Source organism: Paraburkholderia aspalathi, assembly GCF_900116445.1.
Classification (GTDB): Bacteria; Pseudomonadota; Gammaproteobacteria; order Burkholderiales; family Burkholderiaceae; genus Paraburkholderia; species Paraburkholderia aspalathi.
The window spans coordinates 1-16,724 of record NZ_FPBH01000004.1 but is presented as its reverse complement, the minus strand read 5'-3'; the positions used below and the strand labels follow the sequence as shown (position 1 = coordinate 16,724).

Below are 16,724 nucleotides of genomic sequence, written 5' to 3'. Positions count from 1 at the left end.
CGGCTCGATGGAGCAAACGAATCGCCCTGGTCGTGCGTGGAGTTGGGGTTGTACGCGGCACTTAGACGGGGAACAAGCAACTCGCAGTCGATATTGATGACAAATCGTCATTTAAAAAATGACATAAACGCTATCGAGCCTTCGGTGTCGTGCGCGCACAATAAACCAGATCCTCGGTTCGAAAGCGTCTCGACGGGTTCTTGAGTGGTTGTCTTCCATGAAATCGAAGCACGCTTTGTGTTCATGATGTTATGCAGATATTGAGGAATACACATGAAAGACGATCAGGAAGCAAAATCAGATCTGGCCGACGGCGATGTACACCAAGGAGGGGGCGGCGTGGCGATGACTCGCCGCGGTCTATTCCGGTCAACTCTCGCCGCCGCGACGTCAGTGGCGCTGAATGGCGTCCAGGCTGCACCCGTTCCTACGTCGGCGCAGGGCAGGTCTCACGCTCCGCGTGCAAACAATCTTGTTCGAATATCGGTCACGATCAATGGCGTCGCGCATCGTGTAGAGGTGCGCTCCGACGTGACGTTGCTCGATCTACTGCGGGAGCAGTTGCACCTCACCGGTGCCAAGAAAGGTTGCAACCGCGGGGAGTGCGGCGCCTGTACGGTTATGCTGGACGGAAGACGAGTCAACTCCTGTTTCGTTCTCGCGGCCACCCTGGAGAGCCGGCGCGTGACGACGGTCGAGGGACTCGCGGCTGGCGATTCGTTGCATCCGGTGCAGCGTGCTTTCATAAAATGCGATGCTTTCCAGTGCGGGTTCTGCACGTCGGGGCAGATCATGTCCGCGGTCGGCTGCATTGAAGAGGGGCACACCAAGTCCAATGCGGAAATCCGGGAATGGATGAGCGGAAACATCTGTCGATGTTCGGCCTACCCTCAAATCGCCGAGGCAGTCCAGACTGCTTCGGTCGAAATGCACGGAGGCGTCCATGGAGCCGTTTGAATATGAACGGGTGTCATCGACAGGTGAAGCACTCGCACTTGCCCATTCCAGCGGCTCAGCGTTCCTTGCAGGTGGCACCGAGCTGTTGAACTGGATGCGCATTGGGATCGAGCGGCCAACGAAGATCATTGATATCGGTCGAATTGAGGGCTTGTCGGAGATCCGTCAGACATCGTCCGGGGGGCTGACTATCGGTGCGTTGAGCAAGCTGAACGATATCGCCCTGCATCCGCAGGTCATGCGTGACTATCCTGTCCTCTCGCAGTCGATATTGAAGGCTGCATCGGCGCAAATCCGGAATCTGGCGACGATAGGTGGAAATCCGCTGCAACGTGTGCGATGCCCATATTTCCGCGCGGACGAGCCGACCCCCTGTAATAAACGCGTTGCGGGTTCGGGCTGTGCTGCGCTGCACGGTTTCAACGAGAAGCACGCCATTTTCGGCTGGACCGAGGACTGTGTGGCCGTACAACCATCCGACCCAGCGGTCTCGCTTGCGGCCCTCGACGCGGTATTCATAACCGACCGTCCCGGGGGAGGCCGGCGAATTCCAGCCCGCGACTTCCACGTGCTGCCCGGCGAGAACCCGGCGGCGCATCACCGACTCGCGGGCGGGGAGTTGATTACGGCGGTTGAATTGCCGAGAGCCTGGCCAAAGTCCGCCTATCTGAAGATTCGCGAGCGCGAAAGCTACGAGTACGCGACTGTGTCGGCAGCCGTGGCGCTCGAACTTGACGGTGACGTCATCACGAATGCGCGGATCGCGCTGGGTTCGGTGGCGATGCGGCCATGGAGGTTGGACGAAACTGAGCGCAGGCTGGTTGGTCAGCGTCTGGGCTCCGCAGGCATAAATGCGGCCGTCGACGCAGGTCTTGTCGATGCGCGCCCACTCTCGCGCAACGGCTATAAGGTTGTTATCGCACGCAACGCAGTATTGCGCACCATCGATACGGCAGCGAGGACATGATGAGCAATCTGGGTCAATCCATCCCCCGGCATGACGGCCCCATCAAGGTCACAGGTTCCGCGCTCTATGCGGGCGACCGGAACCTCCCGTCCCAACTCTATGCGGTGTTCGTCAATGCGACGATTCCAGCAGGACATGTCGTCTCGATCGAGACGACGGCCGCTCTGGCACGAGTCGGCGTGGTCAGAGTGTTGAAGGCGTCCGACATGCCGCGAGTGCATCGGAAGCTGGACGAAATCAGTGTGCCACCGCTTGCGACGCGATTCATGCCCATGCAATCGGACGACATCGTCTACGAGGGGCAGCCGGTTGCCATGGTGTTGGCTGAGAGTTTGCAGGCAGCCGAAGCGGGCGCAGCTGTCGTCCGCGTGCGCTATGAAAGGCGCCCGTTTGTCGTACCTGACACCGCGCCTGCCGCAGACGTTGCTCCAGATAAGGGTAATTATTCGAAAGCGAATGCACTCGAATTCCACAAGGGCGATGCCGCTGGGGCGATTGCGGGTGCTGCATTCCGCGCAGGCGGCGAATATACGCAACCCTCTCGTCATGGCAATCCGATGGAGCCGTGCGCCATTCTCGCGGTTTGGGAGGGCGGGAGGCTGACTGTGTACGATGCGGTGCAGCATCTTCCAGCAGTGCAGAACACACTGGCGGCGGCATTCGGAATCGATCATTCTAAAGTTCGCGTTGTCGCCCCGCACACGGGCGGAGGCTTTGGCACCAAGGCCTTTGTATGGCCTCATGAAATCCTGGTCAGCATGGCTGCCCGCGTCGCGGGTCGGCCGGTCAAGATGGTGCTGACCCGCCAGCAGCAGTACGGCATGGTCGGCTATCAACCCCAGATGACCCATGAAGTACGTCTTGGTTCGGATTCGCAGGGTAGGCTTCTCGGTGTTAGCCATGAGGCCGTAAATGTCACAGGTATGACCGACGACTATGTGGAATTTGGTGCGGTACCCGCGAAGTCCTTCTACGCCTGCGAGAACATTTCTGCTACCCACCGAATCCGCCGTGGTCACGTTGTATTGCCGACCTTCATGCGTTCACCCTGGGATGGTCCGGGGTCCTGGGCACTGGGCTCGGCCATGGATGAACTGGCGAGATCGCTAAACGTCGATCCTCTCGATCTGCGCCTGGCTAACTACACGGAGCTGGACCCCGAGAGCGGAAAGCCGTGGTCGTCGAAAAAGCTTCGGGAAGCCTACGACGAAGGTGCAAGACGCTTCGGGTGGCGCGAGCGCCCGAAAGGCGGAACGCTTGACGGTCATTGGCGGATCGGATGCGGAATGGCGGATTGCAGCCAGGGGCAGGCACGGTTTCACTCGACCGCGAAGGTGAGGCTACGCGCGGACGGGACGGCTCAACTTGAATCAAGCTTCTGCGACATTGGCACGGGGCCTGCCACGGTGTTTCCTCAGATCGTTGCCGATGTGCTCGGGCTGGACCCGGCGCAGGTGACGGCGCTATCGGGCGACACGAACCTGCCGTATGCCGGGCCCACCTACGGATCGAGCACCACAATAAGCACGGGTGCCGCAGTACAAAAGGCCGCACAGGATGTTCGGTCCAAACTGGCGAGGCTCGCCGGTTGGCCCGCGGACCAGGTTTCGCTGGAGGGCGGACATATCGCTTACGGCAGTACGTCGCGCACTATCCGGGACATTCTGGGCGAAGCGGGTGTGGCCGAACTCGCATCGGAGGGCGCATTTGATTTGCCTGGCAACGCGCCGGTCGATATGGGTTCTCCGGGATTCCCAACGCGATCTTTCGGGGTTGTCTTTGTGGAAGTCGCTGTTGATCCCGAGCTGGGACTGCTGCGACTTCGCCGGGCAACAGGAGTCTATAGCGCGGGCCGAATCATCAACTCCATGACGTCCCGATCACAAATGATCGGCGGCATTGTCTGGGGCTGGGGTATGGCCGCCATGGAGGCCAGCCACTACGAGCCGACACTCGGGCGCTGGCTTGCAAAAGATCTTGCGGGCGTTCCCATCCCGGTGAACGCGGACATCCCACCTGACATAGACGTGGCGTTTATCGACGAATTCGACGCGAACTCCGGTCCGCTTGGTGCCAAGGGGATCGGTGAACTCGGCGCGACAGGCGTCGCAGCGGCCGTAGCGAATGCTGTATTCGACGCAATCGGCGTACGTGTACGCGATCTGCCAATCACACCTGACAAGCTCATCCAAACGTAAAGCGGTGTGACGAGGCGTCTGACCGGTTGAGTGTGCCGTGTGCCGCTATCGCTCGGCCGGCCCGGCGGCCCCATGATGCGGCCGCAGCGACGCCAGGGGATTCTGTATTCATCGCTGTACGGTAGATCAGGAAGTACCCCAGGTTCTGCAAAAAAATTGGCTGACGACAGATGAGTCTCTTGACATTTGCCTTGGCGACTTATAATTTATCAAATAATAAACAAGGAGACGGAAAATGGTACATCGTTACGACGCAAACAAATTCACTCTGGACCACGTGCGTAGCACCGCCGAGCGGTGCAAGAACTGGGGTAAGTGGGGGCCCGACGACGAAATTGGAACCCTCAACTACGTCGCGGAAGAAGACATCCAGGCCGCTGCGGAGCTTGTCCGCAAAGGCAAGGTGTTCTCCCTCGGTTTGAATTTCGATCGCGACGGTCCGCAGAAGGGGCATTGGGGCAATCGCTTTAACCCGATCCACACCATGCTCGCCACTGGGACCGACGCGGTTGCCGGAAACCAGGACGCGGGCGGTCTTAGATATGCGGATGACGCCGTGTCGCTGCCATTGCAGTGCGGCACACAGTGGGACGCCCTGAGTCACATTTTCTTCGACGACAAGATGTGGAACGGCTACGACGCACGACTTGTGGATAGCGATGGCGCGCAGAAGAACGGCATTGAGAAGACGAAGGCGAAGATGGTAGGCCGCGGTGTGTTGCTCGACGTTGCGCGCTATCTGGGTGTCCATTCGCTGCGGGACGGCGATGCAATCTCGATCGAGGATCTCGAGGCGACACAGCGAGCTCAGGGTGTGACCGTGCGTCGAGGCGACTTTGTGATCGTACGGACGGGCCATATGGAGCGTTGTCTTCACGAGGGGGACTGGGGCGGATACGCAGGTGGTTCGGCTCCAGGTCTCGCCTTTGAGACGGCGAACTGGGTGCACGACAAACAGATCGCGGCAATCTGCACTGACACATGGGGATGTGAAGTGCGCCCGAATGAAACAGACGACTGCACGCAGCCGTGGCATTGGGTCGTGATCCCGATGATTGGGATCAGCATGGGGGAGATTTTCTACGTGAAGGAACTCGCGGAGGACTGTGCGAAAGATGGCGTGTACGAGTTCATGTTCACCGCGCCGCCATTGCCGATTACGAAAGCAGTTGGCTCGCCTCTCAATCCGCTCGCCATCAAGTAGTCCCTTGAACGGTACATCGGAAGAGCGGGATGCCGAAGATAACTCCACGGGAACAATGATGCGGTCGCAGAAATCGTCTTCAGACCTTGATGGTCTGGCGGCTCTCGTGACGGGAGCCGGAAGAGGGCTCGGTGCGGAAATCGCAGGCGCGCTCGCACAACGTGGCGCCAAAGTCTACGCACTAAGTCGCAGTGCGAGCGAACTTGACGAGGTGGTGACGAAAATCCACGATGCCGGCGGTCAGGCGTCTGCACTCGTATGCGATGTCACAGATGTCGACGCGTTTTCTGCGATGGTCGACCGCATGGATCGGCTGGATGTCCTCGTGAACAACGCGGGAACGAATTTCCCGACCGAATTCGTTGACGTTACTTTGGAGCAGCTCGACACCATGCTGACGCTCAACGTGCGATCAATGTTTACGGTAGCGCAGTCGTGTGCTCGCAAGATGATTGCGAGCAGTACGGGCAGAGGCTCGATTATCAACATGTCGTCGCAGATGGGGCATGTGGGTGCCACCCGTCGGTCGGTGTACTGCATGACAAAGCATGCGATCGAGGGGCTTACCAAGGCGATGGCTCTGGAGCTCGCCGCATACCGCATCTGCGTGAATACGGTAGCTCCAACATTCGTCGAGACTCCGATGACGAAGTCCTTCTTCGAGGACGCCAGGTTTCATAGCTGGGTCATGGAGCGATTGCCAATGGGGCGGCTGTTACCGGCGGAGGATGTCGCGGCGGCCGTTTGTTACCTGGCGTCACCCGCAGCTGCGATGGTGACAGGAACAAGTCTGAGGATAGACGGAGGCTGGACTGCGCAGTGATGGAAGCAGCAGATGGCGCGCTGCATGCCGTAACCGCTAGCAGCGACGATATCGCTACACAGACTAAATTACAGATGGAGACAGCTCATGCAACCCTTCACGCAGCGGCGGGACTTGCTGAATCTATACGCGAGTTCGCGACCCACAAAGCGCTACTTCGGCGCATTCTCCGTGTTTTGCCTCGGCTTTACACTCGACTTCTTTGACTTTTACCTCGTCGGCTTCCTGCTCGCTGTTCTCGGTCCAGGATGGCACCTGACGTATGGAGAATCGTCGCTGATTCTCCTTAGCGCTGGGGCCGGTGCGATCGTGGGTTCGCTATTCAGTGGCTCTCTGGCGGATGCGTTTGGCCGAAAGCGCGTGTTGTTGATCAGTACAACGATCTGCGGATTCGGTGCAGGCGCGGTTGCATTCCTACCGGAAGGGGCGTGGTTGGGGTTCGCCGCGTTGCGCTTTCTCGTCGGCTGCGGGCTTGCAGGCGCGGCGACGACACAGACAGTTCTTCTCGTCGAGCACACACCAGCGAGCTATCGCACGCGGTTGACGGGTTTTCCGTTCATCGCCGCTTCTGTCGGATCGCTGATTGCGTCGATTTCCGCTGCGACCCTTCTGCACGCATTCGGTTGGCGAGGCGTCGCAGCCCTGGGTTTTGCACCGCTGCTCGTGACGTTGTTCGCTACGCTGTTCGTCCCCGAATCAGGACAGTGGCTGATCAGCAAAGGGCGGTTTAGCGAGGCACGCAACGTATTCGCGCTCCTGCTCGGCGTGGATGCTGATGACCTACCCACGATGACTACAGCGACGAGCGTTACAAATGCGCCTGCGCCCAATGGGCGGATCAGCGAGCTACTGTTGTTTCCCGGTCGCACACTACTGGTGATCGTGACGTGGGCCGCACTGAGTACGGCTGGCTACGGAGTCTATCTCTGGGGGCCAACGATCGTCGCGTTGCTGCTAAAGATATCGCCTGCAGAAGCCGCCAGATACTTCATCGTCGTAGCGCTCGCGGGAATTGCTGGCCGGCTGCTTCTTTCCTTGCTACCCAGGTGGATGACGCGTAGGAGGGTTTGCGCTCTTTTCGGCTTTGGCATCGCGCTCTCGCTTGGTGTCGCCGGGCTGGGCGCCCAGCATACCGTCGCGGGATTTCCGTTCTTTGTGGCCATGGTTGCGGTTGGTGCTCTATTTTTCGACGGTGGCTGGTGCGTGATCGGCCCTTATTCGGCGGAAATATTCCCCACACGGCTTGCAGCTCGCGCCATCGGCGTAGGCCAGGCCGCCAACGGCATTGGCAAGATTCTCGGCCCGTTGTGCCTCGCCGTTATTGCGGGAACGGGCAACGTCATCACACCGCGCGCAACAACAGATGCGGTTCTTCCCGCGTTTCTGTTTCTCGCCGGTTGTGGTCTTCTGATCGGCATTCTGTTTGCCGTGCTGGCTCCCGCTGACGCCTCTGAACGAGGCGAAACCGGCATTGAAACGCTATCAGATACACCGGGACAAGCGGTCAACGGTATCGCCCATTGAACGCGGTCGAGATAGAGGGGCTGTCGCGCCCTGGACCCCAGGATTCACCTGAAAGAGGAAGAAACGAAATGACTTCAACGAGACTTGAGCCCGATCATGCGCCGGCTGGCGAATCACGGGCGCTGAGGACCGAGACCCGGCTGGGTATGATTATCGAATGGGATGTGCCGATCAGAATGAACGATGGCACTGTCCTGAGGGCGGACATATTCCGGCCGGCCAAAGAGGGCCGTTTTCCGGTCCTGATGTCGCATGGACCCTATGGAAAGCTGTTGCATTTCGAAGACGGCTACAAGACGGCGTGGGATCGGATGGTGGACGAACATCCCGACGTGGCAGCTGGCTCCTCCAACGCGTATCAGAGCTGGGAGGTGGCGGACCCGGAGAAATGGGTGCCGCACGATTACATCTGCGTCCGCGTCGACAGCCGCGGTGCGGGTCGCTCGCCGGGCTACCTTGAGACATGGTCGGCTCAGGAGATCAAGGACTTCGCGCGTTGCATTGACTGGGCGGGTGTCCAACCCTGGTGTAATGGAAAGGTCGGATTAAGCGGTATCTCGTACTATGCAAACAATCAGTGGCAGGTTGCTGCGGAAAAGCCGAAGCACCTCGCTGCGATCTGTGTTTGGGAAGGCTTCCAGGATTACTACCGGGAGATGTTTTTCCACGGTGGGATCTACTGCACGTTCGCTCAGAACTGGTACGACATGCAGGTGAAGACCGTGCAACACGGTCTCGGCAAGCGCGGGCATCGTAGCCGCTTGAATGGCGAATGGGTGTCGGGCCCCGCGACGCTGACCGAGGAAGAACTCGGTAGCAACAGGATCGACATGTGGGACGAGATTATCAAGCATCCATTGATCGACGAATTTCACACGTGCCGCACGCCCGACTGGAACGATATCGAAGTGCCCGTGCTGTCGGCTGCTAACTGGGGCGGGCAGGGACTCCATCCACGCGGCAATTTCGAGGGTTACATGCTCGCGGCCTCGAAGCAGAAGTGGCTCGAGGTTCACGGTATCGAGCACTGGACGCACTACTACACCGACTACGGCATCGCCATCCAGAAGCGGTTTTTCGATTACTTCCTGAAGGGCGAGAGCAACGGCTGGGATCAGGAACCGAAGGTACGCTTACAGGTTCGCCATCCGGGGGAGACATTCGTCGAGCGCTTTGAGGAGAACTGGCCGATCCCGCACACGCAGTGGACTCGTTACCACCTTCACGCTGAGGGTCACGTGCTGGATACCTTGCAGCAGCAACAGGTTGCGAGACTGCCATTCGACGCGCTGGGTGACGGCCTCACATTTGTTACGCCACCGGTTGAGGAGGAGGTGGAGGTGACCGGGCCTATCGCAGCGCGACTTCATGTGTCGTCTACGACAAAGGACGCGGATCTGTTTCTGGTCTTGCGTGTATTTTCTGCCGACTTCAATGAGGTGGTATTCGTCGGGGCCTTGGACCCTCATACGCCGATCGCACAGGGGTGGCTGCGCGCGTCCCACCGGAAGCTCGACCCGGATAAATCGCTGCCTTTCCGGCCGTATCACACTCACGATGAGATTCAACCACTCACGCCTGGCCAGATCTACGAACTCGATATTGAGCTGTGGCCGACGTCAATCGTTGTGCCGCCGGGAGCGCGTATCGCCCTGAGCGTGCGCGGCAAGGATTACGTCTACCCAGGCGGGAGCGGTGGCAAGTTGTCGAACATGAAGAATGAGTTTACCGGTTGTGGCCCGTTTCTCCACGATGATCCTCGTGACCGGCCTGCCGACGTGTTCGGTGGCACAACGACACTGCACCTGGGTGGTGGACGTGAGAACTACGTGCTCTTGCCGATAGTGCCAAAGGTGAAATAGTCGCTCTGGCTTGTTCGGTACGCGATGTAAGGAGCCACCTGCGAGTGGCTCCTTACGCGTAGCACAACCAGGCGGTCTGAAAGTTTTTCAGACCGCGGCTCCGCCGTACGGCACCTCCTTGTGTCCGTAACGGCGCACCCGCAGATTAGCCTGTTCGCCATGACCGGCGAACCCTTCTAGCGCGCACAGGCGGGAACAGTATTCACCGATCAACGCAGACGCTTCGTCGGTGATTACCTTCTGATACGTGCAGGTCTTCAGGAATTTGCCCACCCAAAGCCCACCGGTATAGCGCGCCGCCTTCTTCGTGGGTAGCGTATGGTTCGTGCCGATGGCCTTGTCGCCGAACGCAACGTTCGTGCGCGGGCCGAGAAAGAGCGCACCGTAGTTGGTCATATTTTTCAGGAAATAGTCAACGTCGCGGGTCAGCACCTGAACATGTTCGGAGGCGATGTCGTTGGCGATCTTGACCATCTCCTCGTCGCTGTCCGCAACAATGACTTCGCCGTATTTATCCCACGATTTGCGGGCAATGTCGGCGGTCGGGAGGATTTTAAGCAGCCGCTCGATTTCCGTCAGTGTCTCACGCGCGAGCTTTTCGGAGGTTGTCAGTAATACGGCGGGTGAGTCCGGACCGTGTTCTGCCTGTCCGAGCAGATCGGTCGCGCACATCTCAGCGTCGACCGATTCGTCCGCGATCACGAGTGTCTCTGTCGGACCTGCGAAGAGGTCGATGCCAACGCGACCGAAAAGCTGCCGCTTGGCTTCTGCGACGAAGGCGTTACCCGGGCCGACCAGAATGTCTACCGGTGCAATCTTCTCTGTGCCGATTGCCATGGCGCCGATCGCCTGGATGCCCCCGAGGCAATAGATCTCGTTCGCACCGGCCATATGCTGTGCAGCGACGATGGCGGGGGCTGGCTTGCCGTGGAAGGGCGGTGCGCAGGTAATGATGCGTGGCACACCGGCGACACGAGCGGTGATGACCGACATGTGCGCGGAAGCCAGTAGCGGGTATTTACCGCCCGGCACATAACATCCTGCGGCGTTGATTGGAATGTTCTTGTGCCCGAGGATTACGCCGGGAAGCGTTTCTACTTCGATGTCGAGGATTGATTCCCGTTGGTGTCGTGCGAAATTTTCCACCTGCCTCTGCGCGAATTCGATGTCCGCGATGTCGCGGTTGGTCAACTGGGAAAGGCAATCGTCGATTTCACGCTGCGACAGCCGGTAGTCCTCGCGATCCAGCTTGTCGAACCGGATCGACAGTTCGCGCACCGCCTCATCCCCACGCGTCTCGATGTCCGCGAGTGTTGCTTCCACGGTATCGCGCACTTCTTTCGCCGCGGACTTGATCACTTCGGCTTCTGCGCCGCGCTTGAGCCATTGGGCCATTTGGAGCTCTCCTTCATGTTTAGGTCAGAAATTTGCATTCGAATGCAATAGCGTTTGCATGCGAATGCAAACGCACTCCAAGAATAGCGCTCTCTTAGTGGAAGTTCAAGTTATCGGTCGATAATTTGTGATTTGATGCGAGCCTCGATGGCGCTCACCGTGATGCATCGGAGCGCTTCCGCGAGCGCCAGATCCAATGGTCTGCGGACCGCACGACGCCGGTCTGTGGTATGCGCGCGGATCCACGCACGATCAATTCTCCGTCGACGATGTGCTGCACGGCGGGCGCCGCCGCGGTGGAAAGCTGACGCTCCACAACCTGGATGACTCGCCGGACCATTAGCTCGACGGGTTGCGAGTAGGTGGTCAGCCCGAAGATGGGCCATCGCGCCATCTCAATGTCGTCAAACCCGACGATGGAGAGGTCGGTACCGACCTGGAGTCCGAATTCCGCCCGGGCAAGATTGATAGCCACAAGTGCCATGTAATCGTTCGCGCAGAAAATGGCGTCTGGAGGTGTCGCGGACGACAGTAGCGTGCGTACGGCCGACTCTGTGTCAGCAGTGGAATAGTTTCCGACCACGCGTTCAACATGGCGGACCTTGCGTTCGGCGAGACCTTCCAGGAATCCCGCCTCCCGGTCCCGGCTGGTTGATGAATGTTCAAGTCCGGCGACGTACGCGAAACGCCGATGTTTGCCGGCGAGCAGGAAGGCGGCAAGCTCCTTTGCTCCTCGCCGGTTATCGCCAGTAACACTGGAAACAGAATCGCTGTCGGTCTTGCGGTTTAGCATGACCACCGGAAGACCCAGTTGCAGGCACTCGTCCGCGAAATGGGATGAAAGGCTTGTCGATATGAGAACGAGCGCATCTACCCGGTAGCGCAGCACCTCGTCAAGGATCGGGTCGGAGCCGGCCATTGGATCGGAGGTGAATAGCAATACCCGGTAGCCGATTCTGGCAAAAGAGGTGGAAAGCGCGTCAAGGGCTGCCTGGTAGAAAGGGTTGGCGGTACCAGGTACCGCGACGCCAATGAGACTCGAGCGTCTGGTAATTAGCGAGCGGGCAACCAGGTTGGGGCGATAGCCAAGTTGCTGTGCCGCATCCAGGACTTTCGCGCGCATGGTCGCCGACACGCTGGCACCAGGAGTAAAGACACGAGATACCGCGGACTGGGATACGCCCGCGAGTTCAGCGACCTCATAGGCAGTAGCTGGGCGCCGTTCGGACTCCACTTCCATATTGACCGGATCGGACTTCATCTGTGCTTTCCGTTGAATCGTTGCTGTGTATCGCCGGCATGCCGTGGCTCGGGATGCAGTAAACCCAGATCATATCCTGATGGGGAAACCCCTAAGCGGGGAGTCTTGACTTCATGCATCCATGACGTATAAATTATCAATCAATAACTATCATAGAAAATGAAACGTGATGATTCTCCAGAGCATCGCGTATGTCAGGAAAAGTCACCCTCCGAGGAGCAAACAGGGCAGGAGGCGGAGATGAACTTTAACTGGGTCGCAATGTGTGGCGCGTGGCGAAGGATTTCTGCAGGATCGCGTCGCTGGCTTGATGAGGCGATCCGGCTGCGCGGCCAGGCGGAGGCAGTCTATTTTTTCGACGACGGAGATTGGAAACGGTCATCGGCGAGTGACGACGGGTTCATCGCGGATACTGCGTAGTGGATGGAAAGCCGGATTGGTCGTCTGGCTGAGCCGCGTCGACTGCCTGGTGCAACAGGGGATCGCCCAATACCGGTCCTACTGTACGCATTGTCGATATAATACTTTCCGACGCGGCATCGACGCTCCACCGCATGGGAGCTACTTGGGTTTCAGTGCCGTGGCTTGTTCGCTATGAACTGGCTGCACAATCCGGGCTACGGTCAGTGGCTCTGAAAAAACGCATCCGGGCCTATCGCAGCGCGTCGGCAGCCAGTTACTTTGTTGACAACGTAGCAGATGGCCATCGCCCAAGATCCAGGTCACGAGACAGCCCAAAACATGGCAACCGACTTTCGAGAGGATGCAAAGTAACGTGAACGGCAGAGCGAAATCGACCCGCACCAGCGCTGTTGCGGCTGCTGTGCCAGAAAAGCGGCGCCGGCAATCGCCCGATGAGAGGCGGGCGCAGATAATCCGCGAGAGCATCAATTTCTTTTCCGAGCATGGCTTTGCTGGTTCGACCCATGACCTGGCGAAACAGATTGGAGTCACGCAGCCGCTCATGTTTCGTTACTTCGAATCGAAAGACGATCTGATTGACGCCGTGTTCGACGCCGTGTTCACCCAACGCTGGGACAGCCAATGGCCCAAGCTGATCCGTGACCGTTCACTTCCACTTCGGGAACGGCTTGTCCGATTTTATAACTCGTACCTGAAGGTGGTCTTCAATCGAGATTGGATGAGACTTTATGTCTTCGCGGGTCTTTCGGGTGTGGAAATCAATCGCAGGTACTTTCGTATCCTTGAGCAGCGCATTCTGATGCCGCTGTGCGAGGAATTACGCGCCGAGTACAGGATGGCGTCTGCGGTCGACATTCCCATTACAGAAGACGAACTTGACTATGTATGGTCCTTTCACGGTGGGATTTTCTATCATGGAATTCGGCGTTGCGCCTTTGGCACGTCAACGGACCACGAGCTAAGCCAAACGGTTCTCGATGTAACAATTGACGCCTTCATCAACGCGGCTCCGCATGCGATCGGTCGGTTCACGGCCAAGACTCACCGCTCCTGATATTTTTCTCGCTTCGAGATAGTTGCTACACCGTAGCGTCGTTGCGCATCCCACGTTGTGTAACAAGGACAGTTCCATTTCTTGATGCCAGCGATGTCTGCTATTCGCACGACAACTCTCCTTGTCGTCCAGAACACGCAAATGGCGGTTTTGTCGCAGACGCTGTCCGCCAGTCGGCGCATGCGCGCAGCGTCCCGTCACCTGGCCTTGTCGTGTTCGGCCAGGCCGACGGCCTTGTAGTCGTAGGTGGGATAGAAATCGGTGTGATATACGCCCCAGGCGCTATCTTCAAGGACGCGATTGACCTCGCGGATCCGAGAGGCCGGCAGACGAAGCGTGACGATCTGTCCGATTCCCATTACGACGGTCCAACTGACCACCTCGACGCCAGGCGGGGGGAATGCCTTGTAGAAACCCTGTTTCGCGAGCTGTGCATTCAGCTCACCCAGTGGACGGGATTGGTCATGTCGCAAGAAGACCGTGAGCAGCACCGCGTTATCGGGTGTCGCCGTGGCTGAGCCGACTTGTGGTGCGGCAACCGTCTGGGCGGTCGAAACATCGCTCCAGCACAAAGGACTGGCTAGCGCGGCGAGCATGCCGAGCAGCCGCGCTGAGCAGCGCAACTTGTTTGTCATCTGCATGAGATTCTCCTCGAGCGTGACCGGGCGCAGATCCCGGTCACGAATCCGGCTTCCCGTGGGATCAGATACGGTCCTTGTCATGAAAGCGCTGCATCCAGTGCGGATACGGTACGTCCGGTTGGGAGACGTGATCGAGCCGGTCACGGTACTCTGGCGGGAGCAGGAGTTCTGCTGCTTGCAGATTGGCGCCAAGCTGCTCTTCGGAACTCGCCCCGATCATCACGGTTGCCACTTCGTCGCGCCCGAGTAACCACGCGAGCGCGACCTGTGCTGGCGTGGTGTTCAATGCATTTGCGACGGCGCGTAGTTCTTCAACGATGGGATCAACCTTTTTCGGGTCGATTGGTGGAAAGTTGAGATTGGTGCGTCGCCCCTTTTCAGATTGGCCGTTCTGAGCGGTGTATTTGCCGCTCAGATAACCGCCTGAAAGTGGACTCCAAACCATCAATGCCGCATCGTGCCGCCGTGCGACGGGCGCAATTTCGTGCTCGATGTCGCGTGCGGCCAGCGAGTAGTGCACCTGGTTACTGGTTATCTGCGCCCAATGCGCCTGCGACGTGATTGAGTGCGCCTGTTCGAGTTCAGAAGCGCTGAAGTTGCATACGCCGATGTGCCGGACCTTGCCCTGTGCAACCAGATCGTCGAGCGCACGCAATGTTTCATCGAGCGGTGTGAGTGCATCACGATCGTGCAGTTGCAACAGATCGATGTGGTCGCGGCCGATGCGCTTCAGGCTCGTTTCGACGGTGCGGATGATATGTGAGCGGCCAAGGCCCACCTGATTGGGGCCGGGGCCTGTGCGCAGACGCACCTTGGTCGCGATGAGCATGCGCGTTTCGTCGAGGCCAAGATCGGCCAGTACCTGGCCGACCACTACCTCGGACTGACCCTGCGAATAGGCATCGGCAGTATCAATCAGATTCACCCCCTGATCCACGGCAAGACCCACAAGACGTGCTGCCTGCTCACGATTCAAGCCGGCAATCGATGCCCAGATACCGTCACCTGCGCCGAACGTCATGGTACCAAGTGTGAGACGGGAAATACGCAGCCCGGAGCGGCCGAATGTGCAGTAGTTCATGACAGCAAATTCCGTTTATGTTGAGAACAGGTCACACAATACGGATTCAACGGTAAGTCGCCCAGAGCGTAAGATACGAAGACTCTTTTCGGTCTGAGCGAGTAATGTGATGCGTGTTGATCAGTTGGCGGCCATGCGCCTTTTTGTTCGCATTGTGGAAACGGGCTCTTTCGGTAAGGCAGCCCGATCAATGGACATGTCGTCTTCGAATGCAACGGAGCGGATGGCTCGCCTTGAGGAAATCCTTGGCTTGCGACTATTGGCCCGCACGACGCGTGCAGTTGCCCCTACCGAGGCCGGTACGCGCTATTACGAGGTCTGTCGTCGGGTGCTCGGCGAACTGGACGAAGTCGAGGCTTCACTGACTTGCTCTCAAGAAGCGCTTGCGGGGCGGGTCCGGGTCAGCGCGAACATCTCGATTGCCCGGTCGATTCTCATACCCCGCCTTCCTCAGTGGTTTGAACAGCATCCGCAGATCCACATCGAACTGGTGATGAATGACCGGCGCAGCGATTTTGTACGCGACGGGATCGATTTCGCGGTACGCATTGGCGGACTTGAGGATCAGGATCTGGTACTGCGGCCGTTGGGGCGTCCACGACGCGTCACGGTCGCGTCTCCCGAGTATCTGCGGAAAATGGGAAGGCCGAAGTGTCCGGAAGACCTCGCGGAACACCATCTGATCGACTTCCTGTTACCGCAACCAGGCGCACGGCTCGAGTGGGAGTTCGACAGGAAAGGGAAGCGGGAGGAACTATTTCCTCGCAGTATCGCGTCGATTGGGGACTCCGATGCCCGGCTGCAACTGGCGATTGCGGGCATGGGTATCGTGCAGAGTCTCTCTTTCATCGCGGCACCCGCACTACGCGAAGGCAAGCTGGAGCGGCTCCTGACGTCGTGGGAGACGCCAGCGCCCGAAGTGTCGATTCTCTATCCGAGAGACCGCCATCTGCCGACACGGACCCAGGTCACGATGGATGCTTTCACAACCTGGATTAAGGAGGTTATTCGTGACGCGGGTTGAGCGGCAGAGAACTTCTGAAGCTGCGATGAATGGTTCCTGTTTTGACGCTGTCTTTAACCGTTTGAATCTCATGTAGCGTTGAAGGACAGCGCGTGAACGGGCAGGGCGCTTACGGCCGTTCAGTGAGTTCCTGCAGACTGATGGCGCAGGTTTGTGCTGTTGCTTTGGTTGATTGCGTTGCGCCAGATGCGCGGTAGCTGAAGGTCGATTCGCTTGCCGTGAAGTGCAGCGCCATCAGCCGGCTGGTCGCGTCGTCGACGTACACCAGCAGCGTGCACGCCGGCGCCCGTTCCTCGAACCACCGGTGATC

15 protein-coding genes are annotated in these 16,724 nt (G+C 58.7%); 10 read left to right on the top strand and 5 right to left on the bottom strand.

The features are described 5' to 3' along the window. Window positions 1-273: 273 nt before the first annotated feature. The 7 genes from BM438_RS07500 to BM438_RS07470 all read left to right on the top strand — a co-directional run bounded on the left by BM438_RS07500 (window position 274) and on the right by BM438_RS07470 (window position 9,535). Window positions 274-957 carry a (2Fe-2S)-binding protein gene (locus BM438_RS07500; RefSeq protein WP_307857197.1) on the top strand — a complete coding sequence of 228 codons (684 nt, stop codon included), beginning with the start codon at window positions 274-276 and terminating at the stop codon, window positions 955-957. Then, complete coding sequence (locus BM438_RS07495) at window positions 944-1,924, top strand: FAD binding domain-containing protein (protein ID WP_093633671.1); 981 nt, start codon at window positions 944-946, stop codon at window positions 1,922-1,924. Before BM438_RS07500 ends, BM438_RS07495 begins: the two co-directional genes overlap by 14 nt. Then, window positions 1,921-4,122: a xanthine dehydrogenase family protein molybdopterin-binding subunit gene (locus BM438_RS07490; RefSeq protein ID WP_244179279.1), complete on the top strand. Its 2,202-nt coding sequence runs from the start codon at window positions 1,921-1,923 to the stop codon at window positions 4,120-4,122. The genes BM438_RS07495 and BM438_RS07490 overlap by 4 nt, the downstream gene beginning before the upstream one ends. 235 nt (window positions 4,123-4,357) lie before the next feature. Further along, a complete protein-coding gene (locus tag BM438_RS07485) occupies window positions 4,358-5,326 on the top strand; it encodes a cyclase family protein (RefSeq protein ID WP_093633670.1) in 969 nt (322 codons plus the stop codon). A gap of 4 nt (window positions 5,327-5,330) precedes the next feature. Next, a complete protein-coding gene (locus tag BM438_RS07480; protein WP_244179278.1) occupies window positions 5,331-6,149 on the top strand; it encodes an SDR family NAD(P)-dependent oxidoreductase in 819 nt (272 codons plus the stop codon). An 87-nt stretch (window positions 6,150-6,236) separates the two neighbouring features. After that, entirely contained in the window at window positions 6,237-7,673 is a 1,437-nt protein-coding gene (locus BM438_RS07475; protein ID WP_093633669.1) for an MFS transporter, read from the top strand. Window positions 7,674-7,741: 68 nt separating this feature from the next. After that, window positions 7,742-9,535, top strand: a complete 1,794-nt coding sequence (locus tag BM438_RS07470; RefSeq protein WP_244179277.1) for a CocE/NonD family hydrolase — start codon at window positions 7,742-7,744, stop codon at window positions 9,533-9,535. An 87-nt stretch (window positions 9,536-9,622) separates the two neighbouring features. Here BM438_RS07470 and hisD read toward each other — a convergent pair whose 3' ends face one another. Next, window positions 9,623-10,930, bottom strand: a complete 1,308-nt coding sequence (hisD, locus tag BM438_RS07465) for a histidinol dehydrogenase (protein ID WP_093633667.1) — start codon at window positions 10,928-10,930, stop codon at window positions 9,623-9,625. A 154-nt stretch (window positions 10,931-11,084) separates the two neighbouring features. Then, window positions 11,085-12,191, bottom strand: coding sequence for a LacI family DNA-binding transcriptional regulator (locus tag BM438_RS07460; RefSeq protein WP_200620006.1), 1,107 nt, complete (start codon window positions 12,189-12,191; stop codon window positions 11,085-11,087). Window positions 12,192-12,350: 159 nt separating this feature from the next. On the opposite strand from BM438_RS07460, the gene BM438_RS07455 reads away from it, so the two are divergent. Both BM438_RS07455 and BM438_RS07450 read left to right on the top strand, forming a co-directional pair. After that, window positions 12,351-12,611 carry a hypothetical protein gene (locus tag BM438_RS07455; protein ID WP_143131662.1) on the top strand — a complete coding sequence of 87 codons (261 nt, stop codon included), beginning with the start codon at window positions 12,351-12,353 and terminating at the stop codon, window positions 12,609-12,611. 343 nt (window positions 12,612-12,954) lie between these two features. Continuing rightward, a complete protein-coding gene (locus BM438_RS07450) occupies window positions 12,955-13,668 on the top strand; it encodes a TetR/AcrR family transcriptional regulator (RefSeq protein ID WP_093633665.1) in 714 nt (237 codons plus the stop codon). Window positions 13,669-13,865: 197 nt separating this feature from the next. Here the strand turns inward: BM438_RS07450 and BM438_RS07445 are convergent, their stop codons facing one another. Continuing rightward, entirely contained in the window at window positions 13,866-14,303 is a 438-nt protein-coding gene (locus BM438_RS07445) for a hypothetical protein (protein ID WP_093634039.1), read from the bottom strand. 67 nt (window positions 14,304-14,370) lie between these two features. Continuing rightward, window positions 14,371-15,390 carry an aldo/keto reductase gene (locus BM438_RS07440; protein WP_093633664.1) on the bottom strand — a complete coding sequence of 340 codons (1,020 nt, stop codon included), beginning with the start codon at window positions 15,388-15,390 and terminating at the stop codon, window positions 14,371-14,373. A gap of 109 nt (window positions 15,391-15,499) precedes the next feature. Between BM438_RS07440 and BM438_RS07435 the strand changes: the two genes are divergently transcribed. Next, window positions 15,500-16,414, top strand: coding sequence for a LysR family transcriptional regulator (locus BM438_RS07435; protein WP_093633663.1), 915 nt, complete (start codon window positions 15,500-15,502; stop codon window positions 16,412-16,414). 109 nt (window positions 16,415-16,523) lie between these two features. Here BM438_RS07435 and BM438_RS07430 read toward each other — a convergent pair. Then, window positions 16,524-16,724: hypothetical protein (locus BM438_RS07430; protein ID WP_143131661.1), on the bottom strand; the 201-nt coding region annotated here is incomplete at its 5' end.